Here is an 18,493-nt window from a genome sequence, read left to right on the forward strand (position 1 = left end):
CTACGCGTCCAGCTCCGCGAGGAAGTCCAGGGCGACGGCCCAGGTCCGCTCGGCGGCCTCGGCGTCGTAGTCCGCCAGGTCCGGGTCGGTGAAGACGTGGCCGGCGCCGTGGTAGCGGTGGATCTCGACGTCGGCACCGGCCCTGCGCATGTTGAGGTACCAGGCGTTCAGCCAGTCCTCCGGCTCGAACGGGTCCGGCTCGGCGACGTGCAGCTGGACGGGGATCGAGGTGGCCGCGTCCTCGCGGATGTCGGAGGTGCCGTGCAGCAGGAGCAGGCCGCGCGCGTTCTCGTCGGCGAGGGCGAGGTTCTGGGCGAGCGAGCCGCCGAGCGAGAAGCCGGCGTAGACCAGGGCGTCGCCGGAGGCCAGCAGCGGGGCGGCCGCGCCGACCGCCCGGCGCAGGAGTTCGTCGCTGCCCAGCTCCTCCTTGTACGCCATGCCCTCCTCGACGTCGTCGAAGGTGCGCCCCTCGTAGAGGTCGGGGGTGTGCACGGTGTGCCCGGCGGCGCGCAGCCGGTCGGCGGCGGCGTGGACGGCGGGGCGCAGGCCGTAGGCGGAGTGCAGGAGCAGGATCTGGGCCACGGGGAACTTCCTTGCAGCGGGCGGGGACCGTCCCATCATCGCGCATGGCCGCCAGGTGACCGCGCCCACCCGGCGGAGTGGCGGGACGTCACGCACCGGTGAATCGGCGACGAACAGTCAGTTCACCCTATGGAACACATCGTTACCCACCGGTAGCCTGTCGGCCGTGACTGACCTTGTCAATGACATGACCGCCGCCCGCCCCCACCGCCGCCAGGTGCTCAAGGCCACCGCCGTCGTGGCGGGAGCCGCCGCCCTGCCGCTCACCCTCGGCGCCTCGGCCCAGGCCGCCACCGCCCCGCAGTTCCTGCACGGCGTCGCCTCGGGCGACCCGCTGCCCGACGGGATCCTGCTCTGGACCCGCGTCACCCCGGCCCCCGAGGCCGTCCCCGGCTCCGGCCTGGGCGCCGACACCGAGGTCCGCTGGGAGCTCGCCGCCGACAAGGGCTTCACCCGGATCGCGGCGAGCGGCACCGTGACCACCTCCGCCGCCACCGACCACACCGTCAAGGCGGACGTCCGCGGCCTCGCCCCGGACACCGCCTACTGGTACCGCTTCACCGCCGGCGCCACCACCTCCCCGGCCGGCCGCACCCACACCACCCCGGCCGCCGACGCCGCCCTCGACCGGCTCCGCTTCGGCGTGGCCTCCTGCGCCAACTGGGAGGCCGGCTACTTCTCCGCCTACCGCCACCTGGCGGCCCGCGGCGACCTCGACGCCTTCCTCTTCCTCGGCGACTACATCTACGAGTACAAGACCGGCGAGTTCTGCGCCGCCGGCTCCGTGGTCCGCCCGCACGCGCCCGCCCACGAGATCCTCACCCTCGCCGACTACCGCACCCGCCACGGCCGGTACAAGACGGACGAGGACCTCCAGGCGCTGCACGCCCAGGTCCCGACCATCGCGATCTGGGACGACCACGAGTTCGCCAACGACGCCTGGTCCGGCGGCGCCGAGAACCACACCCCGGGCACCGAGGGCGACTGGGCGGCCCGGGTCGCCGGCGCCAAGCAGGCCTACTTCGAGTGGATGCCGGTCCGCCCCTCCATCGCCGGCACCACCTACCGCCGCCTGCGCTACGGCAAGCTCGCCGACCTGCACCTGATGGACCAGCGCTCGTTCCGCTCCCAGCAGGTCAAGGTCGGCAACGGCGAGGTCGACTCGGCCGACCGCACCATCACCGGCCGCGCCCAGATGGACTGGCTGAAGTCCGGCCTCTCCGCCTCCGACACCGCCTGGCGCCTGATCGGCAACGAGGTGATGATCTCCCCGGTCGCGCTCTTCTCGCTGCCGGACTACCTGCTGCGCCCGCTGGCCAAGCTGCTCGGCCTGCCCGGCGAGGGCCTGGCGATCAACACCGACCAGTGGGACGGCTACACCCACGACCGCCGCGAGCTGCTCGGCCACCTCAAGGCGAACGGCATCACCAACACCGTCTTCCTCACCGGCGACATCCACTCGGCCTGGGCCTCGGACGTCCCGAACGAGGCCGCGACCTACCCGCTGTCGGGCAGCGCCGCCACCGAGTTCGTGGTCACCTCGGTCACCTCGGACAACATCGACGACGTGCTGAAGGTCGCGCCGCAGACCCTCTCGCTGGTCGCCGCCGCCGCGGTCAAGGCCGCCAACCCGCACATCAAGTGGGTCGACCTGGACTCGCACGGCTACGGCGTCCTGGAGATCACCCCGGCCCAGACCCAGATGGACTACTACATCCTCTCCGACCGGACCCGCAAGGACGCCACCAGCAAGTGGACGCGTTCCTACCGCACCAGGTCCGGCACCCAGCAGGTCGAGCGGGTCCACTCCCCCGTCAAGTAGCCACCACCGCACCAGGCCCCGCCCTCCGGCCACCCCCGGGGGGGCGGGGCCCCCGCCCTCACGGGAGACGGCGCTACGACACCACGTCCTTGCGGGTGAACCCCCGGAAGGCGAGCGCCAGCAGCACCACCGCGTAGGACAGCGACAGCGAGACGCCCTGCACCATGCCGCCCCACTCCACCCGCGGCTGCAGGGCGTCCGCCCACGCGTACTGCCAGTGCGCCGGCAACCAGGCCCGCAGGTCCCCGAGTGCCGTGATGGCGTCCAGCACCCCGGTGACGATCGAGGCGAACACCGCCCCGCCGACCGCCCCCAGCGGCGCGTCCGTGGCGGTGGAGAGCCAGAACGCCGCCGCGGCGACCACGATCTCGCTCAGGAGGACGAACACCACCGCGACCGCCAACCGGGGCAGCGCCTGCCCGGCGGTCAGGCTCGCCCCGGCGGGCAGCTGGAGGTCCCCCCAGCCGTACGCCGCGGTGCCGACCGCCAGTCCGACCAGCGGCAGCAGCGTCACGGCCACCGCCGAGAAGAGCAGACCCACCAGGAACTTGCGCACCAGCAGCCGCGCCCGCGGCACCGGCGCGGCCAGCAGGTAGCGCAGCGAGGACCAGCTGGCCTCCGAGGCCACCGTGTCGCCGCAGAACAGCGCGACCGGGATCACCAGCAGGAAGCCGGTGCCCATGAACAGCATGGTCGCCGCGAAGTTCGGCCCGGAGGCGGTGGCGAGCTCGATGAAGGTGGTCCGGTCGGTCCGCCCGGGGGTGCCCGCGACCGCGAACGCCGCCAGGACGAGCAGCGGCATCGCGGCCAGCACCCCGCCGACCACCAGCGTCCGGCGCCGCCGCAGCTGCCGGACCACCTCGACCCGGAACGGCAGCGTCCGCCCGGCCCGGTAGCCGGCCGCGTGGTCGGCCGACGCGTCAGCAATCACGGCGCTCACGCCGCACCTCCGATCAGCGACAGGAACGCGTCCTCCAGCCGGCGCTGCGGCCCGGCCGACTCCACCGGCACCCCGAGCCGCACCAGCTCGGCGAGCAGCTGGCTGCCCGCCATGCCGTCCAGCCGGACGAGCAGCCCGCCCTCCACGGCCTCGGCCGAACCGACCCCGTCCAGCGCGGCCACCTTGTCGGCCGCCGCCGCCAGGTCCGCCGCCCCGAACGAGGCGTCGGTGCCGATCAGCAGCTGCGCGCCCGCGCCGACGATCTCCGCGACCGCGCCCGTGGTGACCAGCCGGCCCCGGTCCATCACCACCAGGTCGGTGCAGCTCTGCTCGACCTCGGACAGCAGGTGGCTGGAGACGATGACGGTCCGCCCGGCCGCCGCGTACCGGATCATCACCTCGCGCATCTCGCGGATCTGCGGCGGGTCGAGGCCGTTGGTCGGCTCGTCGAGGATCAGCAGGTCCGGCAGGCCGAGCATGGCCTGGGCGATCGCCAGGCGCTGCCGCATGCCCTGCGAGTAGGTGCGCACCGCCCGGTCCAGCGCCTCGCCGAGCCCGGCGATGGCCAGCGCCTCCTCCAGGTGCGCGTCCGCCTCCGGGCGGCCGGTGGCCTGCCAGTAGAGCCGCAGGTTGGCCCGCCCGGTGAGGTGCGGCAGGAAGCCCGCGCCCTCGACGAAGGCGCCGACCCGGGAGAGCACCGGCGCGCCGGGCCGCACCCGGTGGCCGAAGATCCGGATCTCGCCGGCGTCCGGCCGGATCAGGCCCATCAGCATCCGCAGCGTGGTGGTCTTGCCCGCGCCGTTGGGCCCGAGCAGGCCGAGCACCTGGCCCTGCTCCACCCGGAAGCCCAGGTCGCGGACGGCGTACCGGTCGGCGGCGCCCTTGTAGCGCTTGCTCAGGCCGGTGATCTGCAGCGGTACCCCGGCCAGCTCCGGGTCGAACGCCGGCCCGTGCGCCCGGCGCGCGGACCGGGCCGCACGCAGCCGCGGCACCAGCACCAGCGCGGCGGCCAGCGCGAGCGCCACCAGCGGCAGCACCCAGGTCCGGGACGGCAGCGGCGCCGCCTCGGTGACCAGCCCGTCCACGGTCGGCAGGGTCACCGGTCCGGTGACGGCCGCCCGGTAGGTGGCGGGCTCGACGGGCGAGGCGTAGGCCAGGTCGGTCGAGGCGAGCACCAGCCGCAGCCGGTGCCCGGCGTCGAAGGTGTGGTCGAGGGTGGGCAGCGCCACCGTGACGCTCCTCCCCTGGGGCGCGTCCGCGCCGGTCACCCGCAGCGGTGCGGACAACTGCTGCGGCAGGCTCTGCTTGCCGTCCGGGGCGACGTCGTACAGCTTGGCGAAGAGCACCGCGTCCGGCCGGTCCGCCCGCACCCTGACCGGCACGGTCGGCTGTCCGGTCAGGTGCACCGAGCCGTCCAGCGGCGCCGACTCGAAGGCGGCGAACTGCCCGGGGAAGTCCAGCGAGATCCCGGCGCCCAGCGAGGACGCCTGGCTGAGCGCACCGCCGAAGCCCGGCAGCGCGGAGATGTTGGGCGGCGAGCCGCCGGCCGGGTTGGCGAAGGCCTGCTCGGGCTCGCCGCTGGGCGCCTTCAGCTCGACCTGCCGCGAGCCGGTGCCGCCGAGGCCCGGGTAGGCGTCCGCGGTCGCTCCGCGCAGCACCGCCTGGAAGCCCGTCGAGTCGACCCCGCCGGTCCGGGTCACCCGGAACGCCGGACCGGGGACACCGCCGCCGTCGCCCGTCGAGCCGTCGCTCTTCACGCCGTCACTCTTCAGGAACCGGTCGAACCACTCCGCCACCCGGGCGTCCACCCGGTCGCTGGTGTCGGTCGCGCCGTCGTGCCCGCCGGCGAACCAGTCCACCGCCACCGGGGCGCCGTTGGCGGCCACCGCCCGGGCGATCGCGTCGCCCTGGTCCAGCGGGAACAGCGAGTCCTGCTGGCCCTGGACCACCAGTGTGGGCGCCTTCAGCTGCGCGGCGACCGAGGACGGGCTGGAGCGGTCGAGCAGCGCGACGGCCTCCGGATCGGCGTGCCCGGAGGTCGCCACCCGGTCGTACATCCGGCACAGCTCGTCCAGGAACCGGCCGCAGCCGACCTTCCCGGCGCCCTGCTCGGGCGCCATGGCCGGCCGCGCCGCACCGCCGGACGGTCCGAGCTCGCCCACCGAACCGGTGGTGAAGAAGATCCCGGCCCACAGCTTCTTGAACACGCCGTCGGCCGCGCCGGAGCCCTGCACCCCCTGCGGGAACAGCGCGTCGGCCAGGTTCCACCAGGTGATCGCGCTGGCGACGGCGTCGATCCGGCTGTCGTGGGCCGAGCCGAGCAGCGCCACCGCGCCGCCGTACGAGGCCCCGGTGATCCCCACCCGGGGGTCGCCGGGGCCGTCCAGCCGCACGTCGGGGCGCTGCGCCAGCCAGTCGACCAGGTGCTTGACGTCCTCGACCTCGCGGTCCGGCGCGTTCAACCCGATCTGCCCGCCGGAGCGCCCGAAGCCGCGCGCCGACCAGGTCAGCACCGCGTACCCCCGCCGGGCGAGCTCCTGGGCGCGCTCCCGCTCGCCCTCCTTGGAGCCGCCGAAGCCGTGCCCGAGCAGCACGGCCGGGCGCGGGCTGTCGCCGGTGGTGAAGAAGGACGTGTCCAGCTGGACGACCTGCGCGCTGCCGGGCGTCTCGGGCATCGCGAGGAAACGGTCCTCCTGGCGGACGGACTGCTCACCGCCGGCCGCGACGGCCACCGTCCCCACCCCGGCCACGGCCACCAGGGCGACCGCGCTGGCCACCAGTCTCCGTCCGGCGGCCGTCCCACGGCCTCGCCACCGGCGCCATGCCCCTCCGAGCTCCATGGCGGTGATCGTAGCCGCCACCGGAGTAGGCGTCCGATAAAATCACCGGCCCCCGCAAGGGCCCGCGGCGCCGCGGCCTACGACACCCCGGCCCGCAGCACCCGGGTCATCGTCCGGTGCGGGATGCCGGCGTCGTCGTACACCGGCCCCTCGGCCGCGTAGCCCAGGCGCTCGTAGAACCCGAGCGCCTGCACCTGCGCGTGCAGCTCCACCTCGCGCGCCCCGCGCGCCAGCCCCGCGGCCTCCACCGCCCGGACCAGGTCCGCGCCGAGCCCGGTCCCCCGGGCCGTCCTCAGCACCGCGAGCCGCCCGAGCAGCACCCGCCCCTCGATCCCGCCGGTGATCTTCAGCGCCTGCTCCCCGAAGATCAGCCGCGCGGTCCCGAGCGGCCGGCCGTCCGGACCGAGCGCCAGCAGGTGCTCCGAGGTGGGGTCGAGGTCGTCCCACTCCTCCTCCTCGGCGATCCCCTGCTCGACGATGAAGACGTCCCGCCGGACACCGTGCACCAGCGCGAGGTCGGCCTCTCCCCGCGCCACCCGGATCGTCGCCGCCATCCCCGTGCTCCTCAGCTCTCCGAGGCGATGATGTCCAGCGCCTTCCGCAGGTCTGCGGGGTACTCGCTGGAGAACTGGACCCACTCGCCGTCCGCCGGGTGCTCGAACCCGAGCGACACCGCGTGCAGCCACTGCCGGGTCAGGCCCAGCCGCTTGGCGAGCGTCGGGTCGGCGCCGTAGGTGAGGTCGCCGACGCAGGGGTGGCGCAGCGCGGACATGTGGACGCGGATCTGGTGGGTGCGGCCGGTCTCCAGCTTGATGTCCAGCAGCGAGGCGGCCCGGTAGGCCTCGATGAGGTCGTAGTGGGTGACCGACGGCTTGCCCTCCCGGGTGACCGCCCACTTCCAGTCGGCGCTGGGGTGCCGGCCGATCGGCGCGTCGACGGTGCCGCTGAGCGGGTCCGGGTGGCCCTGGACCAGCGTGTGGTACTTCTTCTCGGTCACCCGGTCGTGGAACTGCCGCTTGAGGTCGGTGTAGGCGCGCTCCGACTTGGCGACCACCATCAGCCCGGAGGTGCCGACGTCGAGCCGGTGCACGATGCCCTGGCGCTCGGCGGCACCCGAGGTGGAGATCCGGTAGCCGGCCGCGGCGAGCCCGCCGATCACGGTGGGGCCGGTCCAGCCGGGGCTGGGGTGCGCGGCGACGCCGACCGGCTTGTCGACGAGCACGATGTCCTCGTCGTCGTGGACGATGCGCATGCCGTCGACCGGCTCGGCGACGATCTGCACCGGCGCGGCGGGCGCCGGGATCTCGACCTCCAGCCAGGAGCCGGCGGTGACCCGGTCCGACTTGCCGGCGACGGCGCCGTCGAGCGTCACCTTCCCGTCGGCGGCCAGCTCGGCGGCCTTGGTCCGGGAGAAGCCGAACATCCGGGCCAGGGCGGCGTCGAGGCGTTCGCCCTCCAGGCCGTCGGGAACGGGGAGGCTGCGGATCTGCGCTGCGGTACTCACCCGTACGAGTATGCCGGACGCACGCCGCCCCGCCGTCCGCTCCCGTCCCGGGCGGGTGCGGGCGCTACTCGGCCTTGTCGGCCTTGTCGGCCTTGTCCGCCTGCTGGTGCACGGTGCCGTCCGGGTTGCTGCCGCGGAAGGAGAGCAGGACGACGAGGATGCCGCCGCAGACGATCGCCGAGTCGGCGAGGTTGAAGACCGCGAAGTGCTGGACCGAGATGAAGTCCACCACGTGCCCGCGGAAGACGCCGGGCGAGCGGAACAGCCGGTCGGTGAGGTTGCCGAGCGCCCCGCCGAGCAGCAGGCCCAGCGCGATCGCCCAGGGCAGGCTGTACAGCCGCCGGGCGATCCGCCAGATCACCACGATGACGGCCGAGGCGATCATGGTGAAGACGACGGTCAGCGCCTGCCCCATGCCGAAGGCGGCGCCGGAGTTGCGGATCACCTGGAAGGTCACCACGTCGCCGATCACCTTGATCGCCGCGTGGTTCTCCAGCCGGGCCACGACCAGCAGCTTGCTGCCGAAGTCGATCAGGAAGGCGAGCAGGGCGACGACCAGCAGCACGCCGACCCGCCGGGGCCCCGTGGGCGCCTCGGCCGGCGCGGCCTCCCCGGTCGGGGCCGGTTCCTCGGTCTGCACGGGAGCCTCCGGCTGCGCGGGAGCCTCCGGCTCGGCGGCGGGCGTCTTCCCGTCGGCCGGGGCCCCGGCCGCGTCGCCGGCGGGCGTCGGGACGGACTCGTCCCGGGTCTGGGGGGAACCTTGCGTACTGATGATCCGCTCCGCTGCCGTGACGTGGGGGGCCGAGGGCCGGTGGAAATCCCGATCCACCGAGGGATCGGGCGACGTTACGGGGTCGAGCCTACGGCAAGCCCGACCCCCCGCGTCGCCCCGGTCGGTAGCCCGGGAGCCGTCAGCGGCGTTCCTGCTTCGCCTTGCACTGGACGCAGAGCGTCGCCCGCGGGAAGGCCTGCATCCGCGCCTTGCCGATGGCCTGGCCGCAGGACTCGCAGGTGCCGAAGCCGACGCCCTCCAGCCGGGCCAGCGCGTGCTCGGTCTGGGCCAGGCTGTCGCGGGCGTTGTTGGCCAGCGCCAGCTCGCTCTCCCGCGAGATGTTCTTCGTACCGGCGTCCACCTGGTCGTCGCCGGCTCCGTCGTTGGAGTCGCGCATCAGACCGGTGATCGCCGCCTCGGCCGCGTCGATCTCGCGCTGGAGCCGGTCCAGCTCGCCGATCAGCTCCGCGTGCAGCTCGTGCACCTCCTCGGAGGTCCACGGGTCCTCGCCGGGCCGGACCGGGAGGTCGGCCGGGTCGACCGACTCGGCGCCGCCGGCGGACCGGGCGGTGCTCCCGGCCGCGGCCGGGGTGCGGGTGCGGCCCGGGGCCACGAGGGCGGTATCGGTGCTGTTCTTTCGCCGTGCGGTAGTGGTCACGGTCCCCTCCCCTGGGTCGCCTGCCACGGCCTTGCGTGCCCGCTTGGTGGCGGTACCCGCGCCGGTTGCCTTCTCAGCCATGGCTTCGACCCCATCTACGAACGAATCGAGCCGCCGGTTCCCGGCGGCCTCCAGTGCCGGAACGATAATCCCGATCAAAAACGGTCACAACATGACATACCGGCGCCCCACAATGATCCCACCCGGGCAGACGTCACAGGCGCCACGCCCAGCACGCCGAACAGAGTTGTGCCCCCGGCCCCGGCGCGCCGAAACCGACTTGCGACGGCCGATACACTGGGCCTGCAAGGCGCAGATGGGGACGAGTACCGCAGTACGCAGCCACCAGCGACCCGGGGACGGTGCGAGCCCGGGGGTGTGCACGGCGCGAAGATCACCCCGGAGCCGCCGGAAGAACGGTCCGCGACCTCGGTCGCCGGCCCGCTAGACCCGGCAGCAAGCCCAAACAAGAGGGCCGCAGCCAGTACCGCGGCCAAGGAGGGTGGTACCGCGGGACGGCGCGCCGTCTCGTCCCTCCGTCGGATCCCGTCCACGCATCCGCCGGAGGTAGACGCCCGCGATGGCCAGCTCATACAACCCCGTCCCCGCCCAGGTGGACCTGCCCGCCCTCGAACACCAGATCCTCTCCTTCTGGCAGGACAACAAGGTGTTCCAGCGCAGCCTGGAGCAGTCCGAGGGCCGCCCGGAGTGGGTCTTCTACGAGGGCCCGCCGACCGCCAACGGCATGCCCGGCGCCCACCACATCGAGGCCCGCGTCTTCAAGGACGTCTTCCCGCGCTACCGGACCATGAAGGGCTACCACGTCGCCCGCAAGGCCGGCTGGGACTGCCACGGCCTCCCGGTCGAACTGGCCGTCGAGAAGGAGCTGGGCTTCTCCGGCAAGCAGGACATCGAGGCGTACGGCATCGCGGAGTTCAACGCCAAGTGCCGCGCGTCGGTGACCCGCCACACCGACGCGTTCGCCGAGCTCACCACCCGGATGGGCTACTGGGTCGACCTGGACCAGGCCTACCGCACCATGGACCCGTCCTACGTGCAGTCCGTCTGGTGGTCGCTCCAGCAGATCTTCGACAAGGGCCTGCTGGTCCAGGACCACCGGGTCGCCCCCTGGTGCCCGCGCTGCGGCACCGGCCTCTCCGACCACGAGCTGGCCCAGGGCTACGAGACCGTCGTCGACCCCTCGGTCTTCGTCCGCTTCCCGCTGACCGGCGGCCCGCTGGCCGGCCGGGCCGCCCTGCTGGTGTGGACCACCACCCCGTGGACCCTGGTCTCCAACACCGCCGCCGCCGTGCACCCCGAGGTCACCTACGTGGTGGCCACCGACGGCACCGAGCAGCTGGTGGTCGCCGAGCCGCTGCTGGCCAAGGCCCTCGGCGAGGGCTGGGAGCCGACCGGCGAGTCCTTCACCGGCGCCGAGATGGAGCGCTGGGCCTACCGCCGCCCGTTCGACCTGGTCGAGATCGAGAACGCGCACTACGTCCTCAACGCCGAGTACGTCACCACCGAGGACGGCACCGGCATCGTCCACCAGTCGCCCGCCTTCGGCGCCGACGACCTCGCGACCTGCCGCAAGTACGGCCTGCCGGTGGTCAACCCGGTGCTGGCCGACGGCACCTTCGCCCCCGAGGTCCCGCTGGTCGGCGGCCAGTTCTTCAAGAAGGCCGACGAGGCCCTGGTCAAGGACCTCCAGGCCCGCGACCTGCTCTTCCGCCACCTGCCGTACGAGCACAGCTACCCGCACTGCTGGCGCTGCCACACCGCGCTGCTCTACTACGCGCAGCCGTCCTGGTACATCCGCACCACCGCGGTCAAGGACGCTCTGATCCGGGAGAACGAGGCCACCAACTGGTTCCCCGAGAACGTCAAGCACGGCCGCTTCGGCGACTGGCTGAACAACAACATCGACTGGGCGCTCAGCCGCAACCGCTACTGGGGCACCCCGCTGCCGATCTGGCGCTGCGAGGAGAACCACCTCACCTGCGTCGGCTCGCTGGCCGAGCTGAGCGAGCTGACCGGCACCGACCAGAGCGGCCTCGACCCGCACCGCCCGTACATCGACGAGGTCACCTTCGCCTGCCGTGACTGCGGCGGCACCGCGACCCGGGTGCCCGAGGTCATCGACGCCTGGTACGACTCGGGCTCGATGCCCTTCGCGCAGTACGGCTACCCGTACGAGAACAAGGAGCTGTTCGAGAAGCGCTACCCGGCGCAGTTCATCTCCGAGGCGATCGACCAGACCCGCGGCTGGTTCTACACCCTGATGGCCGTCGGCACCCTGGTGTTCGACCGGAACAGCTACGAGAACGTCGTCTGCCTGGGCCACATCCTGGCCGAGGACGGCCGCAAGATGTCCAAGCACCTGGGCAACATCCTGCAGCCGATCCCGCTGATGGACCAGCACGGCGCCGACGCCGTCCGCTGGTTCATGGCCGCCGGCGGCTCGCCCTGGTCGGCCCGCCGGGTCGGCCACGGCACCATCCAGGAGGTGGTCCGCAAGACCCTCCTCACCTACTGGAACACCGTCGCCTTCCAGGCCCTCTACGCCCGCACCTCCGGCTGGGCGCCGTCCGCGGCCGACCCGGCCCCGGCCGACCGCCCGCAGCTGGACCGCTGGGTGCTCTCCGAGCTGAACACCCTGGTCCGCGAGGTCGACGCGGCCTTCGAGGCGTACGACACCCAGCGCGCCGGCAAGCTGCTCTCCGGCTTCGTCGACGACCTCTCCAACTGGTACGTGCGCCGCGGCCGCCGCCGCTTCTGGCAGGGCGACGCCGCCGCGCTCGCCACCCTGCACGAGGCGCTGGAGACCGTCACCCGGCTGATGGCCCCGCTCACCCCGTTCATCACCGAGCGGGTCTGGCAGGACCTGGTCGTCCCGGTCGTCCCGGACGCGCCGGCCTCGGTCCACCTGGCCGACTGGCCGGAGGCGGACGAGTCGCTGGTCGACGCCGACCTCTCCCGGCACATGGCACTGGTCCGCCGCCTGGTCGAACTGGGCCGGGCCACCCGCGCCGAGTCCGGGGTGAAGACCCGTCAGCCGCTGTCCCGCGCGCTGGTCGCCGCCCAGGGCTGGGACGAGCTGCCCGCCGATCTGCGCGCGCAGATCGCCGAGGAGCTCAACGTCTCCACCCTGGAGTCGCTCGCCCAGGTCGGCGGCTCGCTGGTCGACACCACCGCCAAGGCCAACTTCCGCGCGCTGGGCAAGCGCTTCGGCAAGGGCGTGCAGGACGTCGCCAAGGCGGTCGCCGCCGCGGACGCCGCCGAGCTCGCCGCCGAACTGCGGGCCCGGGGCACCACCTCCGTCGAGCTGGACGGCGAGACCGTCGCCCTCTCCCCCGACGAGGTGATCATCACGGAGACCCCGCGCGAGGGCTGGGCCGTCGCCAACGAGTCCGGCGCCACCGTCGCCCTCGACCTGGCGATCACCCCCGAGCTCAAGCGCCTCGGCATCGCCCGCGACGCGATCCGCCAGATCCAGGAGGCCCGCAAGAACTCCGGCCTGGACGTCGCCGACCGCATCGTCCTGCGCTGGCGGGCCACCAGCGACGAGACCGCGGAGGCCATCGCCGAGCACGGCGCCCTCGTCGCCGAGGAGGTCCTCGCCACCGACTTCGCCGCCGGCGCCTGCTGCATCGGCTGCGGCGGCTGCGGACGCACGGCCGCCATCGGCTGGGTCATCCCGGCCGGCTGCATCTGCGGCGCACCCGAGTTGCCACCCGAGGGCTGCCCGCCGAAGCCCTGCCCACCCGAGTTCCCGCCGAAGGAGCTCTGCCCGCCGAAGGAGGGCTGGTTCCCGCCGAACGCCGGCTGGCTGCCGCCGAAGCTCGGCGACGGGCTGCTCATCGCGCTCGCACCGGCCGGAGCCATCGACGACGCGGCCGGCGGCAGCGACGCGGTGGCCGGGATCCGCGGCGGGGCGAGCGAGTCGTCCGCCTGCGACTCCAGCTGGCGCAGCTGGGTCTCCAGGTAGGACTTCAGGCGCGTCCGGTACTCACGCTCGAACGCCCGCAGGTCCTCGACCTTGCGCTCCAGCGTGGCGCGGGCGGACTCCAGCGAGCCCATCGCGACCCGGTGCTTCTCCTGGGCGTCCCGCTCCAGCGCGTCGGCCTTGGCGCGGGCGTCCCGCTCCAGACCCTCGGCGCGGCTGCGGGCCTCGCCGACGATCTTGTTGGCCTCGGAGCGCGCCTCGGAGATCGCCTGGTCGGCGGTCTGCTGGGCGAGCGCCAGGACGCGGGCGGCGCTGTCGCCACCGGGACCCTGCTGCTGTTGCTGCATCGGGGCGCCGAGCGGGCCGCCCATCTGCTGCTGCGGGCCGCCCATGGGGCCGCCCATCTGCTGCATCTGCTGCTGGCCCATGCCCTGGCCCATGGGGTTGCCCATGCCCTGCGGGCCGCCGGGGCCGCCCATCGGCTGGAGCATCTGACCGCCCATCGGCTGGACCAGCTGCTGCTGGCCGCCCATGGTCTGGCCCATCTGCTGCTGCGGGCCGCCGGGGCCGCCCATCGGACCGCCCTGGCTGGCGGGGAGCTGCGGGGCGCCGGACGGCAGGCCGAGCGGCTGGTTGCCCATCTGCTGCTGCTGCGGGCCGGGACCCATCTGCTGCTGCGGACCACCCGGGCCCATCTGCTGCGGGCCACCGGGGCCGCCCTGCTGGCCAGGGACCGGCGGGCCGGATATGGCGGCCGGCACGGGGGCGCCGGGACGGGCGTCCTGCGGCGGCTCCTTGCGCATGTTGGCCTGGTTCTGCGCGGCGGCCCGGGTCGCCGCGGCCAGCTTGGCGCGCAGGTCCTCGTTCTCGCGGAGGAGACGGGTCAGCTCCGCCTCGACCTCGTCGAGGAAGGCATCGACCTCGTCCTCGTCATAGCCTTCGCGCAGGCGGACGGTCGTGAACTGCTTGTTCCGAACGTCCTCGGGGGTCAATGGCATCTCTTCACCTCAACGTGATCGTCGGCACACCGGCATCCTGTCGCATCGCTCACCTACGACTAGGGCCGCACAAGCGAGATCAGGACATACACAATGATCATCAGTACGAAGAAGGACAGGTCGAGCGCCACGCCCCCGAGACGCAGCGGCGGAATGAACCGCCGCAGAAGCTTGAGCGGCGGATCCGTGACAGTGTACGTGGCCTCCAGGACCAGGACCATGGCCTTGCCCGGCCGCCACGAACGTGCGAACTGGAACACCCAGTCCATCACCAACCGCACGAGCAGGAACACCAGGAAGACGGTCAGTGCGTAGTAGAGCACTGCCCACACGATCTCCATCGCGCTTCCCTCTCCCCTGTTCTCGGCCCCGGGGGCCGCTCTCCTGTTGCTAACTCACTGTCGATCAGATCCACACGTAAAGTCGTGGCCGGGTCAGCTCTGGTTGAAGAACCCACCCTCGGCGATCCGAGCCTTGTCCTCCGCCGTGACATCGACGTTAGCAGGCGACAGCAGGAACACCTTCTGCGTCACGCGCTCGATACTGCCGTGCAGACCGAAGACGAGTCCAGCCGCGAAGTCTACGAGCCGCTTCGCGTCGGTGTCGTCCATCTCCGTGAGATTCATGATCACGGGGGTGCCGCCACGGAACTGTTCGCCGATGGTACGGGCCTCGTTGTAGGTCCTCGGGTGCAGCGTGGTGATGCGGTAGGGCTCTCGTTCGTTCACGACCTTGGGCATGATCACCGGGGCGCTCTTCTCCAGGTTGTGGCGGCGTTCGGGTGTGATGGACGACACTGGGGCCATCCTCGGGGTCTCCTGGCGGATCGGGACGGCGGCCGGCACCGGCTGCGGGGTGATCGAGGAGACCGGCGCGGGCGCCGGCGCGGCCGGCCGGGGGATGTCCTCGGTCCGCCCGGTCCGGATCGGCTCGGGGTCCGCGTCGTAGTCGTCATCGGGGTCGTACCCCTGGCCGTCGTACGTCTCGTCCTCCACGAGGCCGAGGTAGACCGCCATCTTGCGCATCGCGCCGGCCATGCTCCTGTCTCCTCCGCTTGTGGTGGACCGGCTCCGTCCCGGCGGCCGGGCCGTGCGGCCCCGCCTGCGGATTCCGCGGTCCGCCCACGACGCTTCGTCAGGCCGACGGCCGATCAAAGTTCGTGGATGAGGGCCGCGGAGCTGCGATCCACGGTTGGCTAGCGCTCAGATAAGCTGCTAGCTTCTGTCCTATTTTGTCCTGCAGTCTGATCTACTACCCGGTGACGTTACCCGAGGGGTGACCGCACTCCGAGTACCGCCGTTCCGACGCGCACATGTGTCGCTCCGGCGGCAATGGCCTGCTCAAGGTCACCGCTCATCCCTGCCGACACCATGGTGGCAGCCGGATGGGCGGTCCGTACGGCGGTTGCGATTTCCGCCAGCCGATCGAAGGCCGCGGCCGGGTCGCCGGCCAGCGGCCCGGCGAGCGGAGCGACCGTCATCACACCGTCCAGGCGCAGCCCGGGCGTGTCGGCGATCGCGTCGGTCAGCGCCGCGACGTCCGCCGGGGCGACCCCGGCCCGGTGCTCGCCCTCTCCGTGCTCCTTGTCCAGCGCGATCTGCACCAGGCAGCCGAGGTCGGCGCGCTCGGCCTTGCGCACCGCCGCGCCGAGCGACTCCACCAGCCGCGGCCGGTCCACCGAGTGGACGTGGTCGGCGTAGCGGACGACCGAGCGGACCTTGTTGGTCTGCAGCTGCCCGACGAAGTGCCAGGCCAGCGGAAGGTTTCTGCACTGCTCCGCCTTGGGCGCGGCGTCCTGGTCGCGGTTCTCCGCGACGTCGGTGACGCCCAGCCCGGCCAGCAGCGCGGTGTCCTCGGCGGGGTAGGTCTTGGTGACCACGATCAGCCGGACCTCGTCGCGCGCCCGCCCGGCGGCGGCGCAGGCGTCGGCGATCCGGCGCTCGACGACCTCCAGGTTGGTGCCCAGTTCCTCGTAGCGGGCGCGCTGCCCCTCCGTCAGCGCGTCCAGCCAGTCCTTGTCCGGAAACCGATCGGAGCCGCCCGGGAACGGTCCGTAGATGTCATTCGTCATCAGTGTTCAGAGCCCAACCAGACGTAGCTCGCGAGCCGGCCCGTGCGCTGCTCGCGGCGGTAGGAGTAGTGATCGGCGGATTCGAGGGTGCAGACCGGTGAGCGCACCAGCCCGGTGACCCCCGCGGCGGCCAGCTGGGCCGCGACTCCCCCCGGCACGTCCAGCGCCGGGGTCCCCCAGGAGGTCCGCGCGTACGCGGCGGGCACCCGGTCGGCGACCTCGGCGCGCAGCTGTGCGGGCACCTCGTAGCAGCGGCCGCAGACGGCGGGGCCGGTGGCGGCGATGATCCGCCCGGGTTCGGCACCGAGTTCCAACATCGCCCGGACCACCGCCGGGACCACCCCGGCGGCGAGGCCGGGCCGTCCGGCGTGGGCGGCACCGACCACGCCCGCGACCGGGTCGGCCAGCAGCACCGGGGTGCAGTCGGCGGTGAGCACCGCCAGCGCCAGCGGCCGGTCGGTGACCACCGCGTCGACGGTCGGGGCCTCCCCCGCCGGCTGCCGCTCCGTCACCACGGCCACGTCCGCGCCGTGCACCTGGTTCATCCAGACCACGTCGGCCGGGTCGAGGCCGAGCGCGCGGGCCGCGATCGCCCGGTTCTCCCGGACGGCCGCCGGGTCGTCCCCGACGCCGCCGCCGAGGTTCAGCTCCCCGTACGGCGAAGTGCTCACCCCGCCCCACCGGGTGGTGGAGGCGAAGTGAGCACCGTCGCGGACCGCGTGGTCGATCACTTAAGGAAGTCCGGAACGTCGAGTTCCTCGGCCGGGCTCTCCACGAACGGCTGGCGGACCGGCTGCACCTGCGGCGGCACCGGGGCCGCGGTCGCGGTGGCCGGGGCCTCGGCCGGGCGGGCCGGGGCGGCGTCGCCCTCCGGACGGGAGGTCACCGAGCCGATGCCGCCGTACGAGGGCCGGCCGGCCGGGCGCTCGGGGGCGCCGCCGGACGCGGAGGCCGGCGGGTTGGCCGCGGCCGCGCTCGCCTTGACCACCGGCTCGCGGACGATGGCCGGCGGCTGACCGCCGTCGAAGCCGGCCGCGATGACGGTGACCCGGACCTCGTCGCCGAGGGCGTCGTCGATGACGGCACCGAAGATGATGTTGGCCTCGGGGTGGGCCGCCTCGCTGACCAGCTGGGCGGACTCGTTGATCTCGAACAGACCGAGGTCGGAGCCGCCGGAGATGGAGAGCAGCACGCCGCGGGCGCCGTCGATCGAGGCCTCCAGCAGCGGCGAGGAGATCGCCATCACCGCGGCGGCCTTGGCGCGGTCCTCGCCGCGGGCCGAGCCGATGCCCATGAGCGCCGAACCGGCGTCCGACATGACCGACTTGACGTCGGCGAAGTCGAGGTTGATCAGACCGGGGGTGGTGATCAGGTCGGTGATGCCCTGGACACCGGAGAGCAGGACCTGGTCGGCCGAGCGGAACGCGTCCAGCACGCTGACCTGGCGGTCGGAGATGGACAGCAGTCGGTCATTGGGGATCACGATGAGGGTGTCGACCTCTTCGCGCAGGGCGGCGATGCCGTCCTCGGCCTGGTTGGCACGCCGCCGGCCCTCGAAGGTGAACGGACGGGTGACCACGCCGATGGTGAGCGCGCCCAGCGAGCGGGCGATGTTGGCGACCACCGGAGCGCCGCCCGTGCCGGTGCCGCCGCCCTCGCCGGCGGTGACGAAGACCATGTCGGCCCCCTTGAGGACCTCCTCGATCTCCTCGCGGTGGTCCTCGGCGGCCTTCCGGCCGACCTCGGGGTTGGCGCCGGCGCCGAGGCCCCGGGTGAGTTCACGGCCCACATCGAGCTTGACGTCGGCGTCGCTCATGAGGAGGGCCTGCGCATCGGTGTTGATCGCGATGAACTCGACGCCCTTGAGACCGACCTCGATCATCCGGTTGATGGCGTTGACACCACCGCCGCCGATACCGACGACCTTGATGACTGCGAGGTAGTTCTGCGGTGCTGCCACGTCGAAGGCCTCTCGCCTCGAATTTCCGGGTCGGCCCGAGGCCCGGTGCGGGCCGAACCGACGGATGTCGATGGGTAGGGAGCCTGGTTTCTGACGTAATGTCCGAAATGCCGACCGCCGACCCCAACCCTAAACTTGACCTTTAGGGTTAGTGCTGTGCCTCTGTCACATCACCAGGGAACACAGTCTGGTGACACAGGACACTAGGTGGCTCCGGCCACGTGTTTCAACGAACACGCCGAGCTTCCCTTTTTCTTTTGAGCCTATGTGATCATCGACCGGCGCATGAAACCGGGGTGACCACCAAGCGTCAGGCCGACACGAAACCGCGTCAAGCCCACCGTCGCCCGCCGCCACCTTTCGGCGACGTGCTTCGCGTGAAACCCTTGTGCCCCAGAAA

Annotated in this window: 14 protein-coding genes and 1 pseudogene; 2 read left to right on the forward strand and 13 right to left on the reverse strand. The window is 72.8% G+C overall.

Features of this window, described 5'->3' with window-relative positions; all coding sequences use genetic code 11:
* Complete coding sequence (locus tag ACFC0B_RS08935) at positions 1-618, reverse strand: dienelactone hydrolase family protein (protein ID WP_376084031.1); 618 nt, start codon at positions 616-618, stop codon at positions 1-3.
* A 151-nt stretch (positions 619-769) separates the two neighbouring features.
* On the opposite strand from ACFC0B_RS08935, the gene ACFC0B_RS08940 reads away from it, so the two are divergent.
* A complete protein-coding gene (locus ACFC0B_RS08940) occupies positions 770-2,404 on the forward strand; it encodes an alkaline phosphatase D family protein (RefSeq protein WP_376084385.1) in 1,635 nt (544 codons plus the stop codon).
* 73 nt (positions 2,405-2,477) lie between these two features.
* Here ACFC0B_RS08940 and ACFC0B_RS08945 read toward each other — a convergent pair whose 3' ends face one another.
* The 6 genes from ACFC0B_RS08945 to ACFC0B_RS08970 form a co-directional block, all read right to left on the reverse strand.
* On the reverse strand, positions 2,478-3,344 hold the full coding sequence (locus ACFC0B_RS08945; RefSeq protein ID WP_376084033.1) for an ABC transporter permease: 867 nt from the start codon (positions 3,342-3,344) through the stop codon (positions 2,478-2,480).
* Positions 3,341-6,184: an alpha/beta fold hydrolase gene (locus ACFC0B_RS08950; protein ID WP_376084034.1), complete on the reverse strand. Its 2,844-nt coding sequence runs from the start codon at positions 6,182-6,184 to the stop codon at positions 3,341-3,343. Before ACFC0B_RS08950 ends, ACFC0B_RS08945 begins: the two co-directional genes overlap by 4 nt.
* A 77-nt stretch (positions 6,185-6,261) precedes the next feature.
* Complete coding sequence (locus ACFC0B_RS08955; protein WP_376084036.1) at positions 6,262-6,738, reverse strand: GNAT family N-acetyltransferase; 477 nt, start codon at positions 6,736-6,738, stop codon at positions 6,262-6,264.
* Between the two features lie 11 nt (positions 6,739-6,749).
* Entirely contained in the window at positions 6,750-7,688 is a 939-nt protein-coding gene (locus tag ACFC0B_RS08960) for an RluA family pseudouridine synthase (protein WP_376084038.1), read from the reverse strand.
* Between the two features lie 64 nt (positions 7,689-7,752).
* The gene (gene lspA / locus ACFC0B_RS08965; RefSeq protein WP_376084040.1) at positions 7,753-8,517 is read right to left on the reverse strand and encodes a signal peptidase II; all 765 of its coding nucleotides are present in this window, start codon (positions 8,515-8,517) and stop codon (positions 7,753-7,755) included.
* 82 nt (positions 8,518-8,599) lie between these two features.
* The gene (locus ACFC0B_RS08970; RefSeq protein ID WP_376084042.1) at positions 8,600-9,118 is read right to left on the reverse strand and encodes a TraR/DksA family transcriptional regulator; all 519 of its coding nucleotides are present in this window, start codon (positions 9,116-9,118) and stop codon (positions 8,600-8,602) included.
* Between the two features lie 580 nt (positions 9,119-9,698).
* Between ACFC0B_RS08970 and ileS the strand changes: the two genes are divergently transcribed.
* Positions 9,699-13,106 (forward strand): isoleucine--tRNA ligase, encoded by a 3,408-nt coding sequence (gene ileS / locus ACFC0B_RS08975; RefSeq protein WP_376084044.1) that lies wholly within the window; start codon positions 9,699-9,701, stop codon positions 13,104-13,106.
* 833 nt (positions 13,107-13,939) lie between these two features.
* On the opposite strand, the pseudogene ACFC0B_RS08980 reads toward ileS, so the two are convergent.
* The 6 genes and pseudogenes from ACFC0B_RS08980 to ftsZ form a co-directional block, all read right to left on the reverse strand.
* Positions 13,940-14,062, reverse strand: a pseudogene (locus ACFC0B_RS08980) (DivIVA domain-containing protein); the annotation flags it as partial.
* A 59-nt stretch (positions 14,063-14,121) separates the two neighbouring features.
* Complete coding sequence (locus tag ACFC0B_RS08985) at positions 14,122-14,403, reverse strand: YggT family protein (RefSeq protein WP_030301231.1); 282 nt, start codon at positions 14,401-14,403, stop codon at positions 14,122-14,124.
* 93 nt (positions 14,404-14,496) lie between these two features.
* Positions 14,497-15,099: a cell division protein SepF gene (locus ACFC0B_RS08990; RefSeq protein ID WP_350544118.1), complete on the reverse strand. Its 603-nt coding sequence runs from the start codon at positions 15,097-15,099 to the stop codon at positions 14,497-14,499.
* A 227-nt stretch (positions 15,100-15,326) separates the two neighbouring features.
* Positions 15,327-16,133, reverse strand: coding sequence for a YggS family pyridoxal phosphate-dependent enzyme (locus ACFC0B_RS08995; RefSeq protein WP_376084046.1), 807 nt, complete (start codon positions 16,131-16,133; stop codon positions 15,327-15,329).
* Positions 16,133-16,864: a peptidoglycan editing factor PgeF gene (gene pgeF, locus ACFC0B_RS09000; RefSeq protein WP_376084048.1), complete on the reverse strand. Its 732-nt coding sequence runs from the start codon at positions 16,862-16,864 to the stop codon at positions 16,133-16,135. Before pgeF ends, ACFC0B_RS08995 begins: the two co-directional genes overlap by 1 nt.
* The gene (ftsZ, locus tag ACFC0B_RS09005; RefSeq protein ID WP_376084050.1) at positions 16,861-18,093 is read right to left on the reverse strand and encodes a cell division protein FtsZ; all 1,233 of its coding nucleotides are present in this window, start codon (positions 18,091-18,093) and stop codon (positions 16,861-16,863) included. Before ftsZ ends, pgeF begins: the two co-directional genes overlap by 4 nt.
* Between the last annotated feature and the right edge of the window lie 400 nt (positions 18,094-18,493).

This window comes from Kitasatospora sp. NPDC056184 (genome assembly GCF_042268405.1).
Taxonomy (GTDB): domain Bacteria; phylum Actinomycetota; class Actinomycetes; order Streptomycetales; family Streptomycetaceae; genus Kitasatospora.